This window comes from Actinospineispora eucalypti, from assembly GCF_039543365.1.
Lineage (GTDB): Bacteria > Actinomycetota > Actinomycetes > Mycobacteriales > Pseudonocardiaceae > Pseudonocardia > Pseudonocardia eucalypti.
The window spans coordinates 49,369-73,102 of the sequence record NZ_BAABJP010000052.1; the positions used below are offsets into that span (position 1 = coordinate 49,369).

General features: G+C 71.4%; 3 protein-coding genes (1 of these 3 cut by a window edge). All 3 read right to left on the minus strand.

Annotated elements, in window-relative coordinates:
* Window positions 1-21,391 carry part of the coding region annotated (locus tag ABEB12_RS35860) for a rhomboid family intramembrane serine protease (protein WP_345703437.1) on the minus strand (this coding region is incomplete at its 3' end). The annotated region extends 49,368 nt beyond the left edge of the window, so 21,391 of the 70,759 annotated nt are shown.
* A gap of 1,003 nt (window positions 21,392-22,394) precedes the next feature.
* Entirely contained in the window at window positions 22,395-23,006 is a 612-nt protein-coding gene (locus ABEB12_RS35865; protein WP_185063166.1) for a trypsin-like peptidase domain-containing protein, read from the minus strand.
* Complete coding sequence (locus tag ABEB12_RS35870) at window positions 23,006-23,668, minus strand: hypothetical protein (protein WP_185063165.1); 663 nt, start codon at window positions 23,666-23,668, stop codon at window positions 23,006-23,008. The genes ABEB12_RS35865 and ABEB12_RS35870 overlap by 1 nt, the downstream gene beginning before the upstream one ends.
* Window positions 23,669-23,734: the final 66 nt, after the last annotated feature.

Consider the following 23,734-nt stretch of genomic DNA (forward strand, 5'->3'; position numbering starts at 1 on the left):
GCCTGGCCACCGCCATCGTGGCTTCGTTGTTCGACAGGACCAGCCCGTAGAACTCCGTGTAGCCGAGATCGGCGAGGCGCCCAACCATGGCGCGCACCAAGCTGGTCCCTATGCCCATGCCGTGGCGATCGTCGACGACCTCGAAGAAGACCTGGCCGGTTTCCTCGTTGTCAGCCTCGAACCGGACGATCCCGATCGCCCGCCACTCGTCCCCGGCCGGCACCTCGGCGACCAGGGCCACGCGACGGCGGCCATCGATGTTCAGCAGCTCCCGCCGCACCTGCGGCGTCAGCGTCGGGAGGTTCTCGTCGAAGCGGCGGAACCGGCTGGCCAGCGACATGCCGGCGAACACCGTTTCCACCGCGTGGCCGTCGTCACGGGTCATCTCCCGAATCCGGACCTGGTCATGCGGCTCGGCCTGCGGCCGCTGCCCGAACGGCAGCGTCATCGCCAGCATCGGGTGCCCCGCGCCACCGACCAGTCCGAGCACCAGCGTCACCGCGCCGAGCAGCGCCACCCCGGCCACCATCGCGCCGAGCCCCGGCAGACCGAAGCCACCGCGCCGGACGCTGGTGGTGACGAAGGCGCGGACCGCGCCGGCCGGCACCCCGACGCCCAACGCCGAGCCTCGCGGCCCGTAACGGCCGATCGCCAGGCCGACCAGGGCATCCCCACCGTCGCCCTCAATGAACAGCGGGCCACCGGAGCCGCCACCGCTGAACCCGCGCCGCTGGAACACCAGGTCGAAGGCGCCCTCGCCCCGGCGTGCCCCCACCACGATCCGACCGACGACCGGCACGTCGCCGTTGGTCCGCACGCCGGTGCCGTCGGAGCCGGGCCGGGTGCTGTAGCCCTGCACGTACCCGCGGGTACGGTGCGCGGGCCAGCCGGCGACCCGGGGCTCCGGGACGTTCGGCAAACCCGGGTGCTCGATCAACAGCACCGCGACGTCCAGCCCGGCGGCGCCGCTCACGAACGCGGCATCGCTGATCCCGTCCGCGAGGCCTTCGAGGCCCAGCGCGGCCAGCAGCGCACTCATCGACGGGGCGGGCAGCACCGTCGGCACTGCGGTAATCCGGCGATCGGCGGTCCGCAGCATCACCATCAGACCGGGGCGCTGGCGGCCGGTCTCGGGGTCGTAGGCGACGTGCCGGTTAGTGACCACGACGCCGACGCCGTCCTGGGCCTGCCACAGGAAGCCGGAGCCGGAACCGCCGCGGACCTTGACCCGCGCCACCCGACCGGTGCTCGGCGACCGGCCGCCCAACAGCGGGTCCAGCCAGGTCGGCAGCCCTTGCTCGTCGGACACCAGCCGGAACGGGTCGCCCGCCCGGGCTGTGGGCTCGCCGGACGATTCGACCCCGCCGGCCGGTTCGACGCTACCGGTGATGCTGACGACGAGGTCCGCTGCTCCACGCCGCCCGAGGCCGATCGTCATGTCGTTGCGCAGCTCGACCGGCCGGCGGACGCGCTCCCGGCCGAGGTAGGTGCCGTTGGTGGAACCGGCGTCGTGCAGCACCCAGGCGCCCCGGTCGGCGTCGAACTCGATGACGGCGTGCCGGCGGGACACCACCGAGTGGCTCATGTTCACGTCGGCGAGCGGCCAGCGCCCGATGTGCAGCGGCCGTCCGGGGGTCGCGGTGATCTCGCGGCCGTCGTCGGTCCGCAGCGTCAGACTCGGCGCTCCGGCGCTCGGCGCGGGCTCGGAACCGGCCTGGCTCGGCTGGGCGGGCTCGGCACCGGTCCGCTCGCCCCGGGCCCGGGCCAGCCGCTTGCGCAGCCGGTCGTTGTCCGCCCGGTGCGCGAGGTCGTCGAAGCCGGCGTGGGTGCCGTGGTCGGCCCAGCGGCCTTCCCGCAGGTGCTCGCCCTCGTGCCCGGCGATCGCCTCCCAGTCGGCCCTGGTCAGCGGCAGCTCGTTCAGTTCCCGCCAGCGCGGGGCGAACGCGATCGTCTTGCCGTTCGGCGCGAGCACCTCGTGCCACCAGGTGAACAGCTCCAACCGGCCGGGCAGGTCGGCCAGGTGCGCGGGCAGCAGCTCGAGCGCCCGCTTCGGGTCGAGCAGCACCAGCGGGACGCCGGGGAGCAGCCCGTGCGGGAACGTCTGCTCCTCCGGCAGCGCCGCGTGGTACAGCAGCGCCGGCACCAGCGCGGCGAACTCGGCGGCCTCGGCGGCGTTGACGTCGCCCAGCGCGCCGCCGCCGCCGCGGGTGTTCCGGGTGATCATCACGCTGCCCGGGCGGAGGCTGGCCAGCAGGAAGGCCAGGCCGCCGCCGGCCGCCAGGCCGCCCAGGTGCGCGGCGATCGACACGTTCATCACGCCGAGGGCGCTGAGCAGGTAGCCGAATACCAGGTTGGCCGCGATCAGCTTCCAGGTGGCGGTGCGCTCGTTGTTCAGGAACTCGGTCACCGCGAGCGCGCCCTGCACCGCGAACACACCGGCGGAGGCGCCGACCAGTGAGTTGCCGTTCTGCAGGAACCCGGCGCCTTGGTGCGCGAGCCACACGGTAGCCAGCGAGCCGCCGGCGATACCGACCAGGAACGCACCTAGGAACTTCTGCCAGCCCAGCCGCTTGACGGCGAGGCCGCCGATCATCGTCAGGGTGATCAGGTTGCTGGCCAGGTGCAGCGTGCCGCCGTGCAGGAAGCCGCTAGTCAGCGCCTGCCACCAGGCGTGGGCGCCGTACTCGTCGACGTTCAGGGTGAGCCAGTGCGCCAGCCGGTCGGCGGACAGCCAGCGCATGCCGGGCAGCGAAGGCCCGGTGAGCAGGTACATGCCCAGGTCGGTGGCGATCAGCACCTTCACCACGATCGGGATGGAGATCTGACCGAGCAGCTCGAACAGCCTGCCGGCGAAGTGGCCGAGCGTGCGGCTGCCGGTGGCGCCGAACAGCGCGCGCACGGTGTGCCCGATCAGCGTGAGGGTCGCCGCGACCACGGCCGGGGCCACCCCGAAGACCAGCGCGAAGACCGCGCCGGTGACGATCGCGGTCGGCAGGTTGCGCACCGCCGCGAGTAGCACGGTGGTGCTCGGTGGGCCCCGGGTCGACGCGGCGCCCCGCATCGGCGGGATCACCAGCAGGACCAGTGCGGCCGCGACCACACCGAAGAACAGCACCGCCGCGTTGATCGCCAGGCCGGCCGCCAGCAGGCCGCCGGCCGCCACGCCGCCCGTGATCAGGCCGAGCGCCCAGGTGCCGTGGATCAGCGTGCGCCGCCGGTCGCCGCGCGAGCCGGAGCCAGAGCCACCGGAACCGCCGCCACCTCGACCCGGCTCAGGGGCAGGCGCGGGCGTCGGCGTCGGCGCACCCGGGGTCGGCGTGCCGGGCGCCGGCGCACCCGGAGTACCCGGGGTCGGTGTGCCGGGCGTACCGGGCGTCGGCGCACCCGGGGCGCCCGGCGTGCCCAGGGCCGGCGCACCCGGAGTACCCGGGGTGCCGGGGGCCGGGGCGGGGGCGCCGCGCAGGTGGGTGGTCACCGTGTCCAGGGCCAGCAGGGCCGCGTCCCGGGCGTCGTCGGTCAGCCCCGGCATGACCACCGGACCGATGCCCGCGTAGGCCAGCAGCACCGGCAGGTAGTGCGGCCCGTGCGCACCCTCCAGCCGCACCCCGTCCGCGTGCTCGGTCAGCCGGTCCAGCCCCAGGGCGTTGCGCAGCGTCTCCAGCCGCGCCTCGATTACCGGGCCGGGCAGCGTCGGCATGCCCAGCGCCAGGGAGAACGCCGCGAACAGCTCCTGGTGGCCCCACGCGGAGTTCAGCGTGTTGAACAGCGCGTAGCCCCGGTCCACCGACGGACCCCGGGCCGGACCGGAGTCGGCCCCGCGCTCCGCCGTGCCAAGCTCACGCAGCGCGTCCCACAGCATGCTGCGCTGCTCGTCGGTGAACCCGAGGTGGGTCAGCTCGGTGCTGCTCAGCGCCTCGGCCTGGTGCGCCGTGGTGATCCGGTTCTTGATCAGCAGCCGGTACAGCTCGTCGACCTGGTCCGCAGTGACCGACTCGGGCAGCTCGTCGAGCAGGTACTCGATGCTGTCCTCCAGGTTCCACCACAGCTCGGCCTCGATCGGGTGCAGCCCGTTGCGGTACGCCAGCATCCGGCTGTGGATCTCCAGCCACGCCTCCTCGGCGTTCTGGTCGACAACTTCGCGGCGCACCAGGGTGCGGGCCACGTGCTCGGTGAGCACCGACCGGCCGGTGCCGTTGCTGGTGGACAGCGTGCGCAGCGTCTCATCCAGCAGCCATTCGGCGTCGCTGAGGCTGATGCCGAGGGTGCTGGCCAGCGACGCCATGCTGTACCCCTTGGCGTAGTTGACCAGCAGGTACAGCTGCCACTCTTCCAGCTGGGCCAGCCTCAACCCGGCGTCCCGCAGCGACGCGCGCAGGCCCTCGTAGCCCTGGTCCAGCGCGCGCCCGGCCAGCACCAGGGTGGCGATCATGGTGGCCGGGTCCACGCCGCCCCGGTCGATCAGCTCGGCGGTGTTGCGGTAGCTGTCGGCGGAGCGGGCGATCAGCTCGCGCAGCTCCCGGACCTCGGCCTCCATCTTGCTGGTGACGGTGATCGCCAATTCCGGCGGCAACGTGTTCACCAGGTGAGCCAGCCGGTAGAAGGCGTTCTCGTCGTCCATCATGCCGGCCACGTAGTCGGGGTGCTCGGAGGTGCCGCCCGGGGTGGCGCCCATCAGCGCGACGGCGCGCACCGTGGCGATGGCGTTGAGCGCCTCCAGGGCGACCCAGTCCGCGCCGGCCCAGCCCGACCTGCTGATCGTGTCGACCAGCTCGGCGTCGGTGCCGATGCCGTCGAGCAGGGCGATCGCCTCGTCGTAGTGGCCGCTGAGCGCCAGGTTGTGCGCCTCCACCACCTTGGCCACGGTCAGCCGCAGCTCGCGGCCGTCGCCCGGCGTGGCGTCCGGGTCGGCCGTCCGGGCCTTCTCGGCGGCGGCGGCGGCTTCGGCGGCGCCCTCCGGGTCCACCAGCTCCCGGTAGGCGTGCAGCGCGTCGGTCAGCTCCTGCTGCTTGGCGCACATGGCGGTGCAGGTGTCGCCGAGGTTGCCGAGCGACCCCCCGTTCAGCGCGCTGGCCGCCGCGTACGCCGCCTGGGTGTCCTTCAGCTGGTTGTGCGCCCGCTGCGCCCGGGCCGCCGCCTCGTTGATGTCCTTGGCGCGGGCGGCCTCCGGGGTGCCCTCCTTCGGCGCCTGCTTGGTCGTCGTGTGGTAGACGACGTTGGCCGGCTTCTTGAACCACTTCAGGGTGTTCTTCAGGTCCCGCAGCCGCTGCTTGTCGGCGTTGCTCTGGGCCTTCTTGTAGAGCGCCTTGGCGGCGTACCAGTCCTCCGACTTGTACGGGATCTCCCCGTTGCGGTACTTGCCCTGCAGCTCCTCCAGCTGCGCGGCGGGCGCATGGATCACCAGTTCCTCGTCGTGCAGCCCAATGGACTCCCGCCAGCTGCCGCGTTGGCCCTGCCGGCCGAACCGGCCGCCGAACTGCTCCGAGGCCCGCCGGGAACCGAACATATTCAGCATCTCGACGTGCCCGCCGCCCTGGCTGTCCAGCCAGTTGAGCACCTCCTCGGCCTGCGCCTTGGCCAGCTTCTGCAGCCGCAGCGAGGCGTTTTCGGGCAGGCCGAACCTCCAGTCGCCGCCGAGCAGCACGTCAGTGCCCCGGGCCATCTTGCCGGTCACCACGGTGACCGAGTACGGCTCGCCGGCCCGCGCCGTGGCCACCTTCTCGTTCAGCTCGAAGCGGGTGTCGGCGTTGACCAGCCGGGCACTCTTCACCCCGGCCTCGATCAACTGGTTGAAGAACGCGATGCTGTCGATCACATCCCGGATGCCCACGATCCACGGCCGGGGCACCCGCCCGTCGTGCAGCTCCTTGATGTCCTTGATGACCTGGTCCCACAGGTCCTGCTGGTTGCCGAAGAACCGGGGGTCCAGTTCCTGCAGCAGCCGGGGCTTGTTGGTGGGCAGGCTGCGCACGAACAGCCCGTAGACCTTCCCGAACGTCCGCGCGGAGGACTTCGCGGTGCCGGTGACGCCCTGGTAGGAGTGCTGCGCCTTGAGGAACTGGTACAGCGTCTTGCGCGACACGGTGCGCAGGCCCGGCTTGACCGTCTTCAGGTGCATCGCCTCCAGCAGCGGGTGGTGCTCCCACACCTGGCCCTTCTGCCGCTGCCCGCTGTCCCGCTCGATGATGATCACCAAGTCGCCGTCCAGCACGAACTCGCGGCCCAGCCGGTGCCGCCTCGACTCGACGAAGTCGGCGAGGTCCTCGCGCTGCTGCGGGGTCAGCTCGTGGTCCAGCTCGATGCGCTTGGCGAAGTTGTGCGCCTGCTCCTCCGTCATGTACGCCCGGTTGGTCCAGCGGGTGCGGCTGAAGTCGCCCGCCTCCAGCTTCGCGGCCAGCTTGCCGGCCTCGATCAGCTCCGTGGCGTCCCGCGCGGAACCCGGCAGCACGGTGCCCAGCAGGTAGGCGGTGCGCCCCCAGTCGATGGCCAGCATGTCGATCTCGTCCAGGATCATGTGCCGCTTGGGCATGGCCTCGGCCTTGTTGCGCAGGCCGCGCTGCCAGCTGGTCACCCAGTCACGGGCCGAGCCGAACACCACGTCGGCTTCCTGGACGTCCTCCAGGTTCTTCAGCCGCTTTTCGGAGGCCAGGTAGCCGTCCGGGGTGGTGTCGCTGCCCTCGCCCCGGCTGACCTCCGGGCCGGATTCGATCAGTGCCGACTTGGCCCGCAGCGCGGTGAAGAAAGCCAGGGCGTCGTTGTAGGCCTTCTCGGCGAGCGGGTGGGCGTGCGTGGCCACACCGACCTTCTCGCCGGCGCGCACCCGCATACCCGCGGACAGCCGCACCACCAGGGTCTTGCCCTCACCGGTGAGCATCTCCAGCACCAGGCCCTGGGGCATGCGCTTCATCTGTCCGATGAAGGTGACGGTCTCCCGCGCCGTCGCCTTGTTCCGGCTGAGCATCAGCGCGCCGGCCGTCTGCACCTCGTACGGGTCCTCGCCGGTGGTGCGCTTGTGCACCTCGCAGACGTAGGCGCAGCGGACCTCTTCCGGCAGCTTGGCGAACTTCTTGGTGGGCAGCGCGTCCACAGTGCCGAAGTCGTAGCCGTCGTTCTCGTTCCTGCCCGCGTCGTACCGTTCGCGGTAGAGCGTGGCCGCCTCCAGCGTGGCCTGCACGTCCTGGAACTCGGTCGCCATCTTGAGTTCGTGTTCGGCGACGATCTCGTCCCATTTCGCTCGCTCGAGGGCCGCGTCCGCCTTGGGCAGCTCCTCGCGCGGGGCGCGGTTGCGGTTGATCTGCGCCTTGATGTGGGCCGCCCGGGCCGTCTTAGCGGCAGCCTCCGCGCGCTCGAGCCGCGCGGCGCCGGGGTCGGCGGGCTTCGCGGCGGGCGTCGCCGAAGGCCCCTCGGCCACGTGCGGCATCGGAGCGCCGTCGTCGCCGTGCGGCGTGTACGGCAGCGGGCCGTAGTCGCCATCCGGCGTGTGCGGCACCGGAGCGCCGTAGTCGCCATCCGGCGCGTACGGCATTGGTGCGCTGTCGTCGCCCTCGGACAACCAGGGCGGGGAGCCCTCGTCGCCGTCGGACCACCAAGGTGCGCCGTCGTCTTCGAACGACCAGGGCAGTTCGCCCTCGTCGCCGTCGAGCGTGCCGTACGGCGAACCCTCGTCGCCCTCGGACGACCGGGGCCGGGAGCCCTCGTCGGCCGCGGCGGCGGGTCCGTTTTCGAGGTCTGTGGTGGGCCGCGACCCGTCGTGGGTGGACCGCGGTGTGGTGTCGGCGCCCGACACGGCGGTTTCGGGCCGTGACGTGTCGCCGGTGTGGTGAGAAGTAGTGGTTGGGTTCGCGGCGGGATCCGGTGGGCCGTGGATGTCCGTGCCGCTGGTACTGGGCTCCATGGTGTGCGGGTTGTCGCCGTCCACCTGGGGCGCGCGGACCTCGGTCTCGGGTGCGTCGGGGACCAGCTCGCCCTTGCCGGGCTCCGGCTCGGGGCCGACGCCGCCCGAGTCGTCGTGGCCGCGCTGGGTGGTGGCGCCTTCCCGGCCGCCCGCGCCGCGCGGCGGCGCCCACGGGTTCTGCTGGTCATTGCCCGGGTTCGGGGACTGGGGGCGCTCGGGGGCGTGGCCGCTGAGCTCGCCGGAGCCCGAGTGCCCGCCGCTTCCGGCCGCGCCGTCGGCCGAGCCCGCGCCGGTGTCGCCAGGGGGACGCGGGATCTCCGGGGTGGGCGCGGGCGCCGAGTCGGGGCTCGCCGCCGCAGCGAGGGAGTCGGTGCCGGGGCCGGTGTCCGAGCTGCGGGCACTGCCGGCGCCCGGGATGCCGTGCTGCTCGGTGGCCGCGGCGGTGAAGTCGCGCCGAGCACCGGCCGGGCGGACATCGCCACCGACGTTGGCCTCGCCCCTCGGCGCCGCGCCCGGAGCGCCGGTGTCGGCGCCGCCGGTCGCGCGCGGTGCGCCACCGGCGCGAGCCGGGCCGTCCGAGGCCGGCGCGGGGGCGGCACCGGTGTTCTGCGTCGGGCCGGCACCGGTGTTCGGCTGGGCGCCGGAGCCGGTGCCCTGCGAGGCGCCAGCGCCGGTACCGGTGTTCAGCGGCGAAGCCGTACCAGTGGTCTGGCCCGGGACCGGGCCGCCCGCCTGGGCCTGGCCGCCGTTCGGCTGGGCCTGGCCGGCACCGGCCGGGTTCTGGCCGCCCTGGGCCTGGGCCGGTGAGCCGGGGGTGTTGGCGGCGACGGCCGGGCCACCGGCGGCGGCCGTCCCGGGAACCTCGCCCTCCGGCGCGGCCGGGGTCTCGGCGACCGGGTTCTGGCCGGCCCGGCCCTGCTCCGCCGGGGTGGCGAAGGGGCTCTCGCCCCGCGGCTTGGGGGCGCGGAACCGGTTCCACTTGAAGCCGCCGAACGCGTTGTAGCTCTCCGGCTCATCCAGCATCGAGCGGATCTGGTCCAACGTCCCGTCGGTGCGCGCGCCGCGCCCGTTCGTCACGGTGCCGTCCTGGGCGACCTGGAAGTCCGGGTTACCGGCGTTGTTGAGCGCCGTCGCCACGTCCTCCTCGCTCACCCGGATGTGGGACCGGTTGGTCAATTCGGCGGCGATGGAGCTCAGGTGCGGGTCTTCCCCGTGCAGAGCCCGGTAGGCGCGCACGTACTCGAACACCGGGTCGGTGGCGCCGGTGTTCCGGCCGTTCCCGGGGTCGTTGGCGTTGATCGCGCCGGAACCGCCGCCGTACGTGGCGGTCATCTCCGGCCCGGTGCGCCAGTTCGACCTGGCCTGGCGGCCGGGCATCGGGAACATCGGCTCGGGGTTGGTGATCCGGTAGTACGGCGCCCGGAGGGAGAACGGATCCCGGGAGAAGCCGCCGAAGTTGTCCCACTGGCTCGGGTTCGGCCGGGTAGCCGACGACGGGGCGTACCGGGTGATCCAACCGAACTCGGCGCCGACCTGGCCGACGGTCATCGCGGTACCCATGCCCAGGCCGACCCAGCCCATGCCGACCATGACGCCGCCGCTGATCTTGTCGCCCAGGCTCAGGTTGTTCCAGTTGTGGATCAGGTTCCCGGTGGCGTGGTAGTTCTCGTAGCCGAAGATGCCCAGCGCGCCCGCGTTGGCGGTGCTCGCGGCGAGGCTGCCCACCACGGTGGCGGTCCGGGTGCCCACGCCGAGCAGGGACGCCGCGCCGGTGGCCAGCGGCCGCAACCCGGCGCCCACCGCCGGCAGCACCGAGGCACCCATCACCAACCAGTCGGACGCCTGCTGCGGCTGGCCGTGCTTCCAGTGCGAGATGGAACTCTTCGCGGCCTCACCGGCGAAGTACGCGCCACCGACCGTGGCCAGCGCGATCCCCCCGCTCCACAGCGCGGCCGCCAACGGGGTACCCACGCCGGTGGCCGCGGCGATCGTGCCGCCGACGAACATCGCCGCGACACCCACGAAGGTGGCCACGCCCATGGCGCCGTTCTTGAACTTGGTCCAGCCGGAGACATACTTGCCGGACTGGTCGACCAGCTTCAGCCTGCCGCTGGTGGACCCCAGATCCTCCGGCGAGATGATCCGGTCGTGCTCACCGAGGATCTCGTTGTGCTCCCGGAAGTCCTTCAGTGAGCCGTAGTGCGCGCCCTTCGGGTCATAGAACCGGGTGTCGCCACCCTTCTTGACCATGTACATGTCCATCCACTGCCACTTGCCGTCCTTGCGGATCAGCGTGGGCACGCGGTAGACCGCGCCGTCCTTCGACCAGCCCTTGATCTTCTTGCGTAGGTCGACGTCCTCGAGCTGCTTGTCGGCGGCCTTGAGCTGCCCGTCGGTCATCTTGGTGGGCCGGTAGAACCGGTGTTCCAGCTGCTTCGGGTTGCCCAGGGCGGCGAACTGGGCCAGTCGGTCCTTGGCGTCCTTGCCCTCGTAGGGGTCGCCCTTGAAGTGCTTGTGGAAGTAGTCGGCCAGCTTGCCGTCGTACTTGCGCAGCTCGTCGTAGTGCTTGACCGCGTTCTTCGCCCAGAGGAAGTCGGGGCCCTGGCTGGGCAGCTTGTTGGCGCCCAGCGGGCTGGCCTTGCGGCGCAGTGACAGGTCGCGCGCGTCGGCGTTGTAGCCGATCCCGGCCAACCCGGCGAGCGGGTCGATCTGGTTCTTGGCCAGCGCCTTCTCGGTCGTGCGCTTGGTGGCCTTGAGGTCCTTGGAGAAGTCGGTGGCCCGGTTTTCCAGGTCGTTCCACATGCGCAGCCGCTTGTTCAGCACGCTGTCCTTGGACTCGCTGGTGACCTGCATGTCCGCGTTGCGGGTGGCGTCGGTGTTCGGCTTCACCCCGGGCAGGCTGTTCTTCATGCCCTCGACGGTCTCGCCGGCCTTGGTCAGGTTCGACTTTTCGGTCTTGGCGTCCTTCTTGTCCTTGTCCAGGGCCTTCTGCTGGCGGTCCAGCTCTTTCGCGCGGGCGTTCAGCCGGTCGCCCTCGGACTGGCCGCCCTTGCCGGTGCGGTTGAAGGAGTTGATCTCCTTGTTCAGCTTCTCGGACTGGCTGTTCAGCGTCTGCTGCCGGTCACCCAGCCGAATCAGCTTCTCGTCGTTATCCGCCTGCAGCGGGCGCAGCGCCAGCTCGGCGGTCTGCGCGGCGTCGGCCTTGACCTGGTCCTTCTTGGAAAGCTTGCCGCCGGCGTCCTCGAACGTGGTGCCCGGCAGCTGCACCTTGCCGTCCGGACCCAGGCGTGGCTCGTCGAGCTCCTTGCGCTTGAGGCCCATGTCCTTGGCCAGCTGGTCCTGGTCCACGCCGGTGGTGCCCTTGGCCAGTCGCATGTAGTCGTAGTCGACCTTCGGCGTGCCGTCCGGGGTGTAGTTGCTGGGCTTGAACTGGGGGTTGTCGTAGAGCTGGTTGAGGCCGTCCACGATGCCCCAGTCGCGCTGCAGGTCCGAGCTCTGCGCCAACGCCTTGTTGATCGTGTTCGCCTCGTCGGCCAGGCTGCCGCCGGTGACGTTGCCGTCCTTGTCGTAGGTCAGCTCGCTCGGGTCGATGCCGTTCTTGCTGGCCGCCTCGAGCTTGTCCAGCGCCTTGTTCAGACCCGGCACCTTGCCGCTCAGGTCATTGACCTCCTTGCGCAGGTTGCCCTCGGCGGTGACGCCGGCCAGCGTGAACAGCGCGGCATCCGTGTCGGACAGCTTGGTTTCGTTGTCGTATGCCTTGCGGTCCTTCGCGCTCAGCTGGTTGAGCTGCTCCGGCTTGAGCCTGGGCAGCTCGCCGTGCGGCCCCAGCTTCGCCCCGACGTCCTTCAGCGCCGTGGCCAGCTCCTTGTCGACGGCGCTGTTCGTCGGGGTGCGCCAGTAGTCCTTGCCCGCCAGCACCAGCGGGCAGGCCTGGTCGCAGTTGACGTAGTCGTTCAGCTGCGGACCCTTGCCCGTGCAGTTACTGCCGGTCAGGCAGGCCCGGCCTTCGTTGTGGCCGTCCTTGGTCGGGTACAGCAGCACCGTGCCGCAGCCGGCCTTCTCGCAGTTCTGGTACTGGCCCTTCATGTTGCTGCCGTGGCAGTGGCCGCCGGCGGAACCCACCTGGCAGATCGCGCCGCCGCCCTCGCCCTTGGCGTTCGGCATGGTCTGGGTGAAGGTGCAGCCCTTGCCGTCGCAGTTCTGCGTCCCGCCGTTCGCGGTGAGCGAGGTGAACTCGCCGTCGCCGAGCATCTTCACGCGCACGTAGCCGTTCGGCGCCTTGCTGTTGTCCGGGTCGGCGAACTGCTCGTAGATCGAGCAGCGCGCGCTGCAGGCGCGGTACTTCAGCCAGGCGTCGTCGCCGCCCGGCCTGCCGGGCAGCTTGCTGTCGGGGGAGTACCGGGCGCAAGGGCCCACGCAGGCCAGGTGGCCGCCGACGCCGGTGGTAGCGCTCAGGTAGTCGCCGGCGCCGGGCTTCACGACGGTGGTCGAGCCCGGGCCGGCGGCCAGCTTGGTGAGCTCCACGCCCCGGCCGTCGGCCAGCCTGATCGACCCGGTCTGTCCGTAGACGTGGAACTCGCCGGGGCCGTCGATGCCCGGGGTGACCACCGAGCTGGAGTTGGCCAGCGGGTGCTTCTTGGTGGGCTTGCCGTCGCCGTTCGCGGTGATGACGTGGCCCTCGGCGGTGGTGAACTTGCCCTTGCCGTCCCAGGTGGCCTGGGCCGCGTGCCCGGCCGCGTCCCGGGCGACGATGTGCACGTTCTTGGCGTTGTCGAGCTCGACCTTGTCCATCTTCTTGTCGTGGCCGACGGCGCCGGAGCAGCCGTTCGGGCAGCTCGCCTCGAACGAGCTGTGGTGGCTGGCCAGCTTGAAGGAACCGCTGGAGCTGTCCGGCACGTCGATGGTGGAGCCGCTGTAGCCGTCGTGCACGCTGCCGCCGCCGCGCACCTCGGCGGTGTGGTTGCCGGCGCGGTCCTTGGCGATGGCCGCGCGGGTGCCGCCGGTGGCGCGGTCGTCGCTCTTGCTGCCCGGGATGCCCGGGTTGGTCACGGTGACCGAGCGCTTGCCGCCCTTGTCGTGGTAGGTCATGGTCTGGCCGTCGGGGCCGGTGACCTTCTTGCCGTCCGCGCAGTCCCGGCAGACCACGCCGGTGACCGTGTCGTCCTTGCCCTTGGCGCCGGGCGAGGTGAACTGGATCAGGACGTCGTCCTTGCCGTTCTTCTTCAGCTCCGGCGGTGCCGCCATGTCGGTGATCCGGGCGTCCACCCCGGTCTGGCCGTCGCCCAGCTCGTCGGCCGAGACGCGCTTGCCGTCCTTGCCGCTGACGTTCTGGCCCTTCTTGCCGCCGCTCTGTTGCTGTTGCCGCGCGGCGCGTTCCCGGGCGGCGCGCTGCTCGGCCAGCGAGTCCGCGGTCTTGTGGAACACGGCCTTGCCGCCGGCGGTCTGCTTGAAGCCCGAGCAGTCAAGGCCCTTGACGCACTCGGCGCCGCCGCTCTGGTCGTCGGCCCACGCGTGCACCCCGCAGCCGGCGCCGTTGCTGTGGCAGCGGCCGGCGCCGTTGGAGGTGAAGTAGCCGCCGTCCTTGTGCTCGGTCGGCCCGTGGTTGGCGCCCTTGTGGCTGGTCTCGGCGTAGGCGTCGGAGCGGCGGGTGCAGTGCGCCGGGTTGGAGCAGTCGGCCGTGGCCACCGCGTCCACCGATCCGTCCGCGTTGCGGGTGACGCTGGCGTTCGCGGACACCCAGCCGCCGGAGGTGCCCGGGCCGTTGAGGCCGCCGGAGTCGTGCGCGTTGGCCTCGGCCCAGCTCTTCTTCTTGTTCGGGTCACCGGCGAAGTCGTGCGCGTTCACCGACCAGCTGCCGGAGCAGCTGATGCCCCTGCTGCCCTGGCAGCTGATGGACGCGTTCGCGTTCTTGCCGTTGCCGTCGGCCTGGGCGGACACGGTGACCCAGTCGGAACCGAAGGTGCCGGAGGTGCCGCCGTGCACGTTGGCCGATGCGCCGGTGCTTGAGGCGCCCGCGTCCGCGCTGACGGAGTGGTGGCAGTTCGAGCCCTTGCTGCCCTGACAGCTGGAGGAGGCGGAGACCGCGCCACCCTGGACCTGGGCGGTGGCGCTGGTGCCGCACCAGCCGTTGCCGTGGTCGCCGCAGGTGCCGTCGCCCTTGGCCGCGCCGTCGCGGGCGTGGCTGGAGGCGGAGTAGTCGGAGTCGCATTTGCCGCCCTTGGTGGTGTCACACGTGGCGGAAACCTGGGTGCCGGCGGCGCTGGCGGCGACCCGGCTGGAGCCGGCGCACTGGCCCATGGCGCCGGCGGTGCAGTCGGTGCGCGAGTGCGCTGCGTGGGTGGCGTGGGTGGGTCCGTCGGTGGCGCGGGCGTTGCCCGTGGTGTGGGTGTGGCAGCCGGTGCCCGCGCAGCCGGCGTTGATCTCGGCGGTGTCGGCGGCGGTGTAGCCACCGGTGCTGGTCTGGCAGATCCCGGCGGTGGTGCAGTTCGACGTGCCGTTGCCCTTGACCCGCTTGGCGCCGGTGGCGGTGGTCTTGGACTCGGCGTGGGTCTTGCAGCCGGTCTTGGTGCCGTTGTCGCAGGTGGCGCCGACCTGGACGGAGGTGGTTACGAACCGCTGCTGCTTGTTCACGCTCGGCGCGGTGCCGGAGGTGGAGGAGTTGGCGGTGATCTGGGCCTGGCAGGGGCCGGTGCCGTCGCAGGCGGTGTTGCCCTTCGCGTTCGACCGGGTGGCTTGGGTCTTCGGCCCCAGGCCGCCGCTGGTGTTGGCGTTGCCGGTGAGTTTGCCGGTGCAGCCGGCGTCCGGGCAGGCCAGGGTGGAGGTGGCCTGACCGGAACCGGTGTAGCCGGGCAGGTTCTTCGCGTTCTTCTTGGTGCTGGCGGCCTGGCCGGAGTCGCGGCCGGTCTGCGCGAGCACCTCGCTGGCGACGGTGCAGCCGTTCGTGCTGGCGGTGCAGTCGGCCTGGGTGTGTGCCTTGCCGGCGGCGCCGCCGGTGTTGCCGGTGGTGGCGGCCTGGCAGCCGAGCCCCTGGCACTGCGCTGTGGCGGAGGACTGCTCGAGGGTGGCCGGGGCGCCCTTGACCGGCTTGGTCGCGGCCTTGGCGGCGTCCTTCGCGGCCTTCTCGGCCTCGGTGGCTTGCTTGGCGGCCTGGGTGGCTTGCTTGCGCTGCGCGGCGGCGGCGCCGGGCGCGGCGGCGGCCTGCTGGGCCTGGGTGGCGGCCTGCCGGAGCTGCTCGGCCTGTGCGGCGGCGCTCTCGGCGGAGGTCTTCAGGTTTTCGGTGACCACGTCGGCGACGACCTGGCCGGTGGCGGCCGAGGAGTTGGTCTGTGCGACGCAGGCGCTCTGGGCGGTGGTGCAACGTGCGGTGGTTTCGCCGTTGCCCGCCGGGGGGCCGCGGGTCTCTCGTCCGGCGTGCACGTTGCGCGGGCCGTCGGAGCCCTCGGCGTTGCTGCGGGCGGTGCCGGAGCAGCTGGCCTGGCCCTGGCAGTCGAGCAGGGCGGAGGCGATCGACCAGCTGGAGGCGCCCGGCACGGTCGGTCCGCCGGAGTTGGCCGAGGAACCCGGCGCGTTTGTGGGGGCGGTGGCCGGCTGCCCCTGCTGGCCACCGCCGCCCTGCGCCGGGGCACCACCGCTGTTGCCGGAACGGGCGGTCTGGCCTTGCCCGTTGCCGTTGGTGTTGCCCGTGGTCTGGGTGCGGATCGTGGCGTTGGTGGAAGGGGCCTGGATCAGCGGCTTGATGCTGTTGGCGTCCGAGCTGGAGGAGGCGGCGGAGTTGGTGACCGCCTGGCAGGCGCCGCCGGAGGTGCGGTCGCACACGCCGTAGCTGCTGGAGCCGCGCGGGGTGGCCGAGACCGACGGGTTGGTGCCGGTCGCGGAGCTGGTGGCCCGGCCGTTGCACGGTCCGTCGCAGCGCAGCAGCGAACCGGAGACGGACGCTGCGCTCGGGCCGGTGCCGAGGCGCTTGGCGTTCAGCTGCGCGTCGTCACCGGAGATTGCGTAGGCGGCGCCGGGGCCGGTGGTCGCGGTGGACGCCGACTGCACCAGGCAGGACCCGCCGCCAGCTTGGCAGGCCGCGTCGCCGGTGGAGGTGCGCGGCTTGCCGCCGTTGATCGCGCCGTCCCAGGCGGCGGCGGTGGTCTTGATCGAGCCGGAGCAGGTGCTGCTCTGGCAGTCCAGCACGCCGGAGGAGGTCGAGGTGGACGACGGACCCTCGGCCTGCTTGATCACCTTGCCGGTCTTCGGGTCGATCATCACAAAGTCCGGGGCAGAGGAACCGTCCGAGACCGACTGCCCGGAGCAGCCGCCGCCGGTGACGGTGCACTCGAACCCGGAAGACGAGCCGCGCGCGTGCTTCGAGACGGCGGTGTCGAGCGCCTCGGTCTTGGCGTTGGTCTTGCCGCCGCACTTGGTGGAGTCTTCGCACTCGATCACGGCGTTGGCGTGCGAGACGCTCACCGGGCCGGTCTTGGCGTCGCGGTTGGTGACCTCGGTGTTCACGTCGGTGTCGCAGGCTCCGCCGACGCCGTGCACGTCGCAGACGGAGGTGCCGGTGGAGGAGCGGGTGCCCTTGATGTCGCCCGAGGCGGCGCCGGTGGTGACCGTCTTACCGTTGCCCTTGCAGGTCGCGGTGTCGCAGCCGATCCAGGTGTCGCCGGTGCTGTCTGCGGTCAGCGTGTAGGTCACCGTCGGCTCGGCCGGCTTCGCGGCTTTGCCGGTGCTGCCGTTGGCCTCGCCGTCTGCGGTCTTACCGGCGGCGGCCTTGCCCGCAGCGGCCTTACCGGCGGTGGGCTGGCCGTTCGCGCTGGTGGGCTGGGTGTAGGAGGCGAGCTGGGTGGTGGCCGGCTCGGTGATGTGCTGCTCGGCGCGGGCGCGGGAGGTGGAGTTTGCCTGGCACTCGCCGTCGACCATCTTGCAGTCGTTGGTCGAGCCGGTGGTGCGGGTCGCGGTCTTCGCCTTCTTGCCGGAACCGGCGGCGGAGATCTTCGCGGTGGTCTTGGTGGTGCCGCCGCCGGCGCAGTCGGTGCCGCCCTCGCAGTCCACGGTGACGGTGGCAGCCGGCTGGGCGGCAGCGGCGGTCTCGGGCTCGCCGGTGTTGCCGCCCAGCCAACGGGCCAGGTCGTCTCCGTAGTTGTCACTGCCCTGGTCGCGCGCGGCTGTGTCGTCGCTGCCCAGGTTGGTGCTGGCGGTGACCACGCAGCCCCGGTCGTTGCGGGCGTCGCAGTGGCCGACCGCGTCCGTCCCACCGCCGTTCACCGGAGCCTTGGCGCCCTTGCCGGCGATCGGGTTCTGGTTGCCGGTGGCCTCGATGTCGAAGCAGCGGCCGGTGCCGGCGCGGCAGGCGATGTCCGCGTAACCGTCGGTGCGGGCGACCGCGTGGATCGCGCAGTTCTTGGTGCAGTCACCGTCGGCGGTGGTCTTGCGCGCCGCCCCGGCCTGCACGCTGCCCGGCAGCGTCCGGGCGTCGTTGTCGACCTGGCAGCCGTTGACGGCCTGGCAGGTGGTCTCGGTGCCCTCGCTGTTGGCCAGTGCGGTGATGGTGCAGCGCCCGGCCTTGCACTTGTCGGAGGCCTTCTGCTCGTCGTAGACCGCGTTGGTGTTGCAGCCGGTCGCGGTGCACTTCGCGCTGGAGCGGACATCGCCGGAGCCGGCCTTCACGCCACAGCCGGACACTCCGGTCATCGCCACGCAGTGGTGCTCGGTGAGCTCGCCGGTGTCCGGGTCCACCGCGACCGTCGAGCAGGAGGTGAACGCGCCGTCCGCCTGACATCTCGCGCCGGCCCCGTCATCGTTGTTGCTGGCCTGCACCGGCTGGAACCCGATCGCCTCGCGCAGCTCGCCGGACTTCGGGTACACCTTCTGCTGCAACGTCTTGTACGCGGCGGCGTGCTTGTCGTAGGTCGCCTGGGACATGGTGCCGGCGGCGAGGGCCTTCTTGTCCTTGTCCAGCTTGGCGCGGGCGTCCACGACCTGGTACTCGCCCTGGACGGACTCGTTGATCAGCTTGTTGCGCTCGGGGGAGAGGTATGCGGCCTGCGCGTCGACCTCGTCGACCAGCTCGTCGTGTGCCTTGACCCGCTTGGTGTAGGCGGCCTTGGTGAGCGTGCCGGCGGCGACCTTCTTCTTGTCTGCGGCCAGCTTCCGCTCGCTCTGCTCGACCTTCAACCGGCCCTGGAGAACGTCGTTGGTGGTCTGCGCGGAGTCACCACCGAACCAGGTGCTCCACGGGTCTTCCTGGTAGTTGCCGTCGTTGGCGGGGAGCAGCTCCGGGGCACCGGAGGAGGTCACGGCCGCCGGCTTGCGCGTCGCGGTAGCGCCCTGCGCCCGCGAGTCCTGCTGCCCGCCGTTGCCGGTGTTGCCCGCGTTCCCGCCGGTGCCCTGCCCGGTCCCGGTGCCCTGGCCAGTCCCGGTGCCCGTGCCGCCCGTGCCGGTGTTGCCGCCGCCGAGGCCCAGCATCTGCAGCAGCTCCGAGACGAACTGGTTAGTCAGCGCGGTGATCCGGCTCGCCAGATCATTCTGCTGCCCACCGGACTGCTGGCCGCCGCTCTGCTGCCCGCCGGCCTGCTGCCCCGCGCCGGAACCCGACCCACCGGAGCCGCTCGGGCTGCCCCCATCAGCCAGCCCGAGCCGCTCCAGCAGGTCGCCGACGAATCCGTTCGTCAGCTCGCTGATCCGCTCCGCCAGTCCGCTGCCGCCGGAGCCGGAGTTGCCCTGCCCGGAGTTGCCTTGCGAGGCCTGCCCGGCCGAGCCCGTGCCGGAGCCACCGCCCATGCCGAGCTTCTCCAGCAGGTCACCGACGAAGCCGTTGGTCAGCTCGGTGATCTTGCCAGCCAGCCCGCCCTGGTCGCCCTGCGCCCTGCCACCCTGGCCATTGCCGCTCTCGGCATTGCCGCCACCCTGCGCGGCCCCGCCACGCGAGCCACCGCCGTGGCCACCCAGCCCGAGGTCTCCGAACAGATCCTTCAGGAACCCACCGAGCCACCCCAGCAGGCCGCTCTCGTCGTCGCCCTCGTGCCGCCGGTCGCCGTCGTGCTGCCCACGGTCACCGCCCTGGTTCGAACCGGCGGCCGAACCACCGATCTGCTTCACCAGGTCGGACGCGAAGTCGTCGGTCAGCTCGCCGATGTCCTCGGCCAGGTCCTTGCCCCCGGCAACACTCGCCTGCTGCTGCGGCTGGGTTTGCTGGGCGGTGCCGGAACCGGAGTTCGAGCCGCCGCCGAGGCCGAGGGTCTTGAGCAGGTCGGAAACGAAACCCTGGGTCAGGTCGGTGATCGCATCGGCCAGGTCACCGCCAGCGGACTGCTGGCCCTGCGACTGCTGGCTCTGCTGCTGCGGCTGGGTTTGCTGCGCGGCGCCGGAACCGGAGCTCGAGCCACCGCCGAGGCCGAGAGTCTTGAGCAGGTCGGAAACGAAACCCTGGGTCAGGTCAGTGATCTGGCCGGCCAGGTCACCGCCGGCAGACTGCTCCTGGCCCTGCTGCTGAGCGGACTGCTGCTGGCCGGCGGCCTTGGCCTCGGCCATGAAGGTGTCGTAGTAGAGCTTCTCCCAGTAGCCCATGTCCTCCGAGTCAGCGGAGTCTTCGGAGTCGTGCTCCGGGTTCCGGCTGGGGGAGTGCTGGGCGAGCGCGTCGCCGACCTGGTCGAGTGTCTGGTCGAAGGCCTGCTCGAGGATTTCGGGAACGTCTTCGGGGTTCACCGCGGCCTGCGCCTGGTTCTGCGGGGTCTGCGACGCCTGGGGGGCGGAGACGCCGAGCAGCTTGGTCAGCTGGCCGATGAAGTTGTCAACGCTGCTCTGGAGGGTCTCGCGGAGGTTGTTGCCGGCGGCCGGTGGGCCGCGCGCGGCCTGCGCGGTGAGCTCGCTGGACCGGCCCCGGTCGCCGACGTTGCGGCCGAGCTGGCCGGTGAACTCCGGCCGGGTCGGGTCCACGTCGCCGGTGAGGCCGGGCTGGGTGTCGCCGTTGGTGCGCGCCCGCTCGGGCATCGCGGTGAACCGGTCGTCCGAGCCGCCGCCGTTCGCGTTGGTAGGCAGCTTGTTGCTGGCCGCGAGGGCCTGGCTGACCTGGTCGGCGAGGGCAGCGAGGGCCTGGTGAGTCTGGGCGCCGGCCTGCTTGCCGGCGACGGTGGTGACGATGCCGGACACGAGGTCGACCACGCCGCCCATCAGCTGGTCGACCTGCTCGGCCGACGGCGCCTTGGCGCTCGACCGGTTGCTCTGGCTGGTGTTGCCCGGGCTCATATTTGCCTGGCGTGCGTAGGAAGCCGGCTGCGCGGTGTCGCTGTCGGCGGTCTGGTCGGCCAGGCGGCGCAGCTGCTCGACGTCGGTCAGCTGACCGGTCGGCGCCGCCGCCTGGCTGGCTCGCGTGACGGCCTGGTCGGCCCGCGACAGCGCCCGCTCGACGGTCGGCCGCATCTGGGCAACGGCCCGCTGGATCCGTGCGTCGCTCGGGTCGGCCGCACCGTCCCGGGCCACGGCCTGCTTGATCCGCGAGTCGGCACGGTCCACGGCGCGCTCGATCCGGGCGCCGGCGGCGTGCTCGGTGCGGGGCTGGCCGGTGCGTGCGTCCGCGACAGCGTCCCTGATCTGGCTGCCGGCCTTGGCGACCGCGTCCCGCGCGGTGCCGAGCGCCTGGGTCACCTCGCCGGTCGAGCCGGACACGGACTTGCCGATCCGCGCGAGCATGTCCGACACGAACTCGTTCACCGACTTGCCGACCGAGTCGGCCAGCTCGGTGCCGTTCGTCGAGCCGCCCTTCGAACCGGCGGGCGCCGCGGTCGAGCCGGTGGAGGCCGGGGTCGCCTTGCGGGCACGGTCCAGCGCCGACGAGGTCTCCTCCTCGATCCGGCGCTGCACGTCCTCACGGGCCAGGTCCTTCGGAGCCGGGGCGTTCGACGAGCCGTGCGAGTCACCGGAGCGCGAACCCAGACCGGACACGAGGTCCATCACCGGGTCCACGATCGACTCGACCGTCTTGGCCATCGAGTCGGTCAGCGAACCGGCGAACCGCTCCGCCTTCGCGCCGGCGTTGGCCACCGCTGTGGCCACACCCTGCCCGGCCGGCTGCCCACCGTGGCCATTCGCCTGGCCATCGAGCAGTGGCCACTCGGCCTGCTCCGTGACCGGTGCGGTGGCCGCCGATTGGTTGCGCGCCCGGATGTCCGCCAGCGACCGCACCTGAACCGTGGCCATGGTGGCCATCCGGGGGTCGAGGCCGTTGGCCGCCTGGCCGCTGTTGCCGACCTTCGACGGCTTTACATTCCCGCTGCCGAATCCGATCGAGTTGGTCAGATCGGAATCGTCGGCCTCGGTGTCGGAATCCGGCGTGGCGTAATCCACCAATTCGACCGGCGCGGCATTTGCATCGTGCCGCACCGAATTCGAATCAATTGCGCCGGCGCCCATCGAAATGAATGCCGCGGCCATCCACACCAACGCGCCGCCGAGCAAAATCTTCCCGAACGAGAGCGACCCCAGCCCGCGCGCCAACAGCGACACGACGGTGCGCATGCACCGCCTGCCGGCTGAGGTCGCGGTCATCTTCACGGGTGTCGCTCCAAGACGTGGAAGGGCGTGGGGAGTGCCGAGTGAACTGCTGAGGTGATCGGAACCAGCCACGGTCATGGTCACGCGGAGGAACATCCACAGGCGCAGTAGACAGCCTGGTCGATCGATACGTGGGGCTTGCCAACCGGTCGGACGCTGACCACGGTCACATCACGCGGAAGCGCATCCTAAGCCGCCCAAGGCAGCCAGTCGATCAGTTAGCTGACGTCGAGACTAGCAAGCTGATCAGCCCCGCGCCATCATTGTGACCAGCATCACATCATATAAGTTACTCATGAGTAACAATTGAGCACCAAGAGACCTGCCCGCCGACATGCCACTTCACTCACTAAGTTACTTGCCAGTAACATAATCCTAGATCGTCAGAGAGCTTGTCTAAGAAACGCAAAATAATGTTGTCTTGTCTTCGCCGCACACAGGGTGTAAAGAGACGCGCTGGCCCACGACGCGCAATGCGACGGCCATCAACGGTTACCCCGTAAATCCATACCGAGATGTCACCCGGCTTACCTACGGACCGCGGATCCGGCGGTCACGGCAGCCGTCGGTCACTCCGCGCAACCGCGGCCACCGGGCCAGCCAGCGCTGTCCGGCCACCGCGCCGGACGCCGCCGGATGGCCACGGCGCCGCCTTCTTGGATGGCCATTGATATGGCCACTGATATGCCCCCTGATGGCCACGAGCCACCGGACAGTTGGCCACAGCGTGGCCACGGGGTGACCGCGCCAGGCTGAGCTGGCCGCTCCATGTGGCCACCGGCAGCCCGCCTAGCGATTCCGGAAATGGCCGATGAGGCGCCCGTCACCATCGCGCGGCCGGCCCGCCGGTGGCCATTTAAGGACCAGCCGAAAACCCGAAGCCTAAGAGTTCGTAAAGTATGCTTGACCCAGCTCCTCCGGTATGCAGTTCCAAAACATCGTATTAGTACGTGTAAGCGGCGATGGGTCATCCGACCACCGCCTGCAGCTGTTGCAGGAAGGTGGACACCAGTACCGGGCCGATGCACACCGTGGCGGCCTCGTGGTCCAGGGTGACCACACCGGCCAGCCGGTGGTCCCGGTCCAGCGCGGGCGCCCCGCTGGCACCCGGACCGAGCAGCATCTGAACCGCGAAGTCCGCCTCGTCGGCGCCGGTCACCGGCCCCTGGCTGACACACCAGTGTCCGCCCGGATAACCCGGCACGACCAGGTGCTCACCCACCTCGACCGGGGTGGCGCGGGGGGACAGCACCGGGCCGTGCAGTCCGGGCACCGCAAGCAGCACGAGATCCACTGTGCCCAGCGCGACGTCGATGTCGCCGCCGACCAGGCGTTGCGCGCGCCGCTGGGAACGGTGCGCGTGCTCCTGCACCCCGTGGTACTCGGCCACCGGCAGGGTCTCGACCGCGACGACCGGGTAGTTCGAGCCCAGGGACAGCGAGCCCGGACGCTCCGGGGTGATCACATGCAGTGCGGTCAACGCCAGCCCGGGCGCAACCACGGTCGCGGTCCCGATCACGCCGTGCGGATTGCGCACCGGCAGCACGGCCCGGCGCAACGGGCGAGGCGACAGCCGCATCACCGATCACCCCGGCAGGCCGGGATCGGGTAGACGTTGACCAGCTCGTGCCGGTTGGTGACCAACTCCAGCCGGTTCGTCATCGCACCGGCGCTGAACGCGATCGGCGTGTCGAAGCTGGCCCGGTGAATCCCCAACCCGCCCAGGCGCCGGGTGCCCGAAGCGTGCCGCCACGCCTCGGCAACCAGCTCGAACAGATACCTGGCCGGATCGGGGCTGGTAGGCAGCCAGTTTCCCGCCATCAGCGTCAGCCGGCAGACCGTGTACGCCAACTCGCCGGCGCCGATCGTGGTGCCACGCTCGTGAGCCGGGACCGGCCCGACGCGCTGCCCGGACAGCCCCAACGCGGGGCGCAGCCGACACCCGGGCAACCGCAGCAGCATCCGGCCGCCCCGATGCACCGGCACGAAGCCGGCCGCGATCGGCTGCCGGGGCAGGCAGTACAGCACCGGGCCCGTTGGGTCGGGGCAGATGCCCAGGTGTAGCGCGTAGTGCACGGTGGTGCGCAGCTCGGCGGCCGGCACATCGAGGGTGCGGGACAGCCAGACCAACGGCGCGCAGTCGACGCCGTGGTCGGCCAGCGTCTGGCACACCAGGTCGGCCAGCCGCAGGTAGGTCAACGCCAGGTGCAGGTGTACCGGGCGGGCGGTAAAGACGGACATGGGATGTGGTCCTTTCTCGATGGGTTGGGGGAGGACACGCATCGAGAAGGGGCGGGCCTCGGGCGG

Coding starts and splice junctions, on each gene's coding strand:
- ABEB12_RS35870 (WP_185063165.1), bottom strand. CDS start 23,668: ATGTCCGTCTTTACCGCCCGCCCGGTACACCTGCACCTGGCGTTGACC.
- ABEB12_RS35865 (WP_185063166.1), bottom strand. CDS start 23,006: ATGCGGCTGTCGCCTCGCCCGTTGCGCCGGGCCGTGCTGCCGGTGCGC.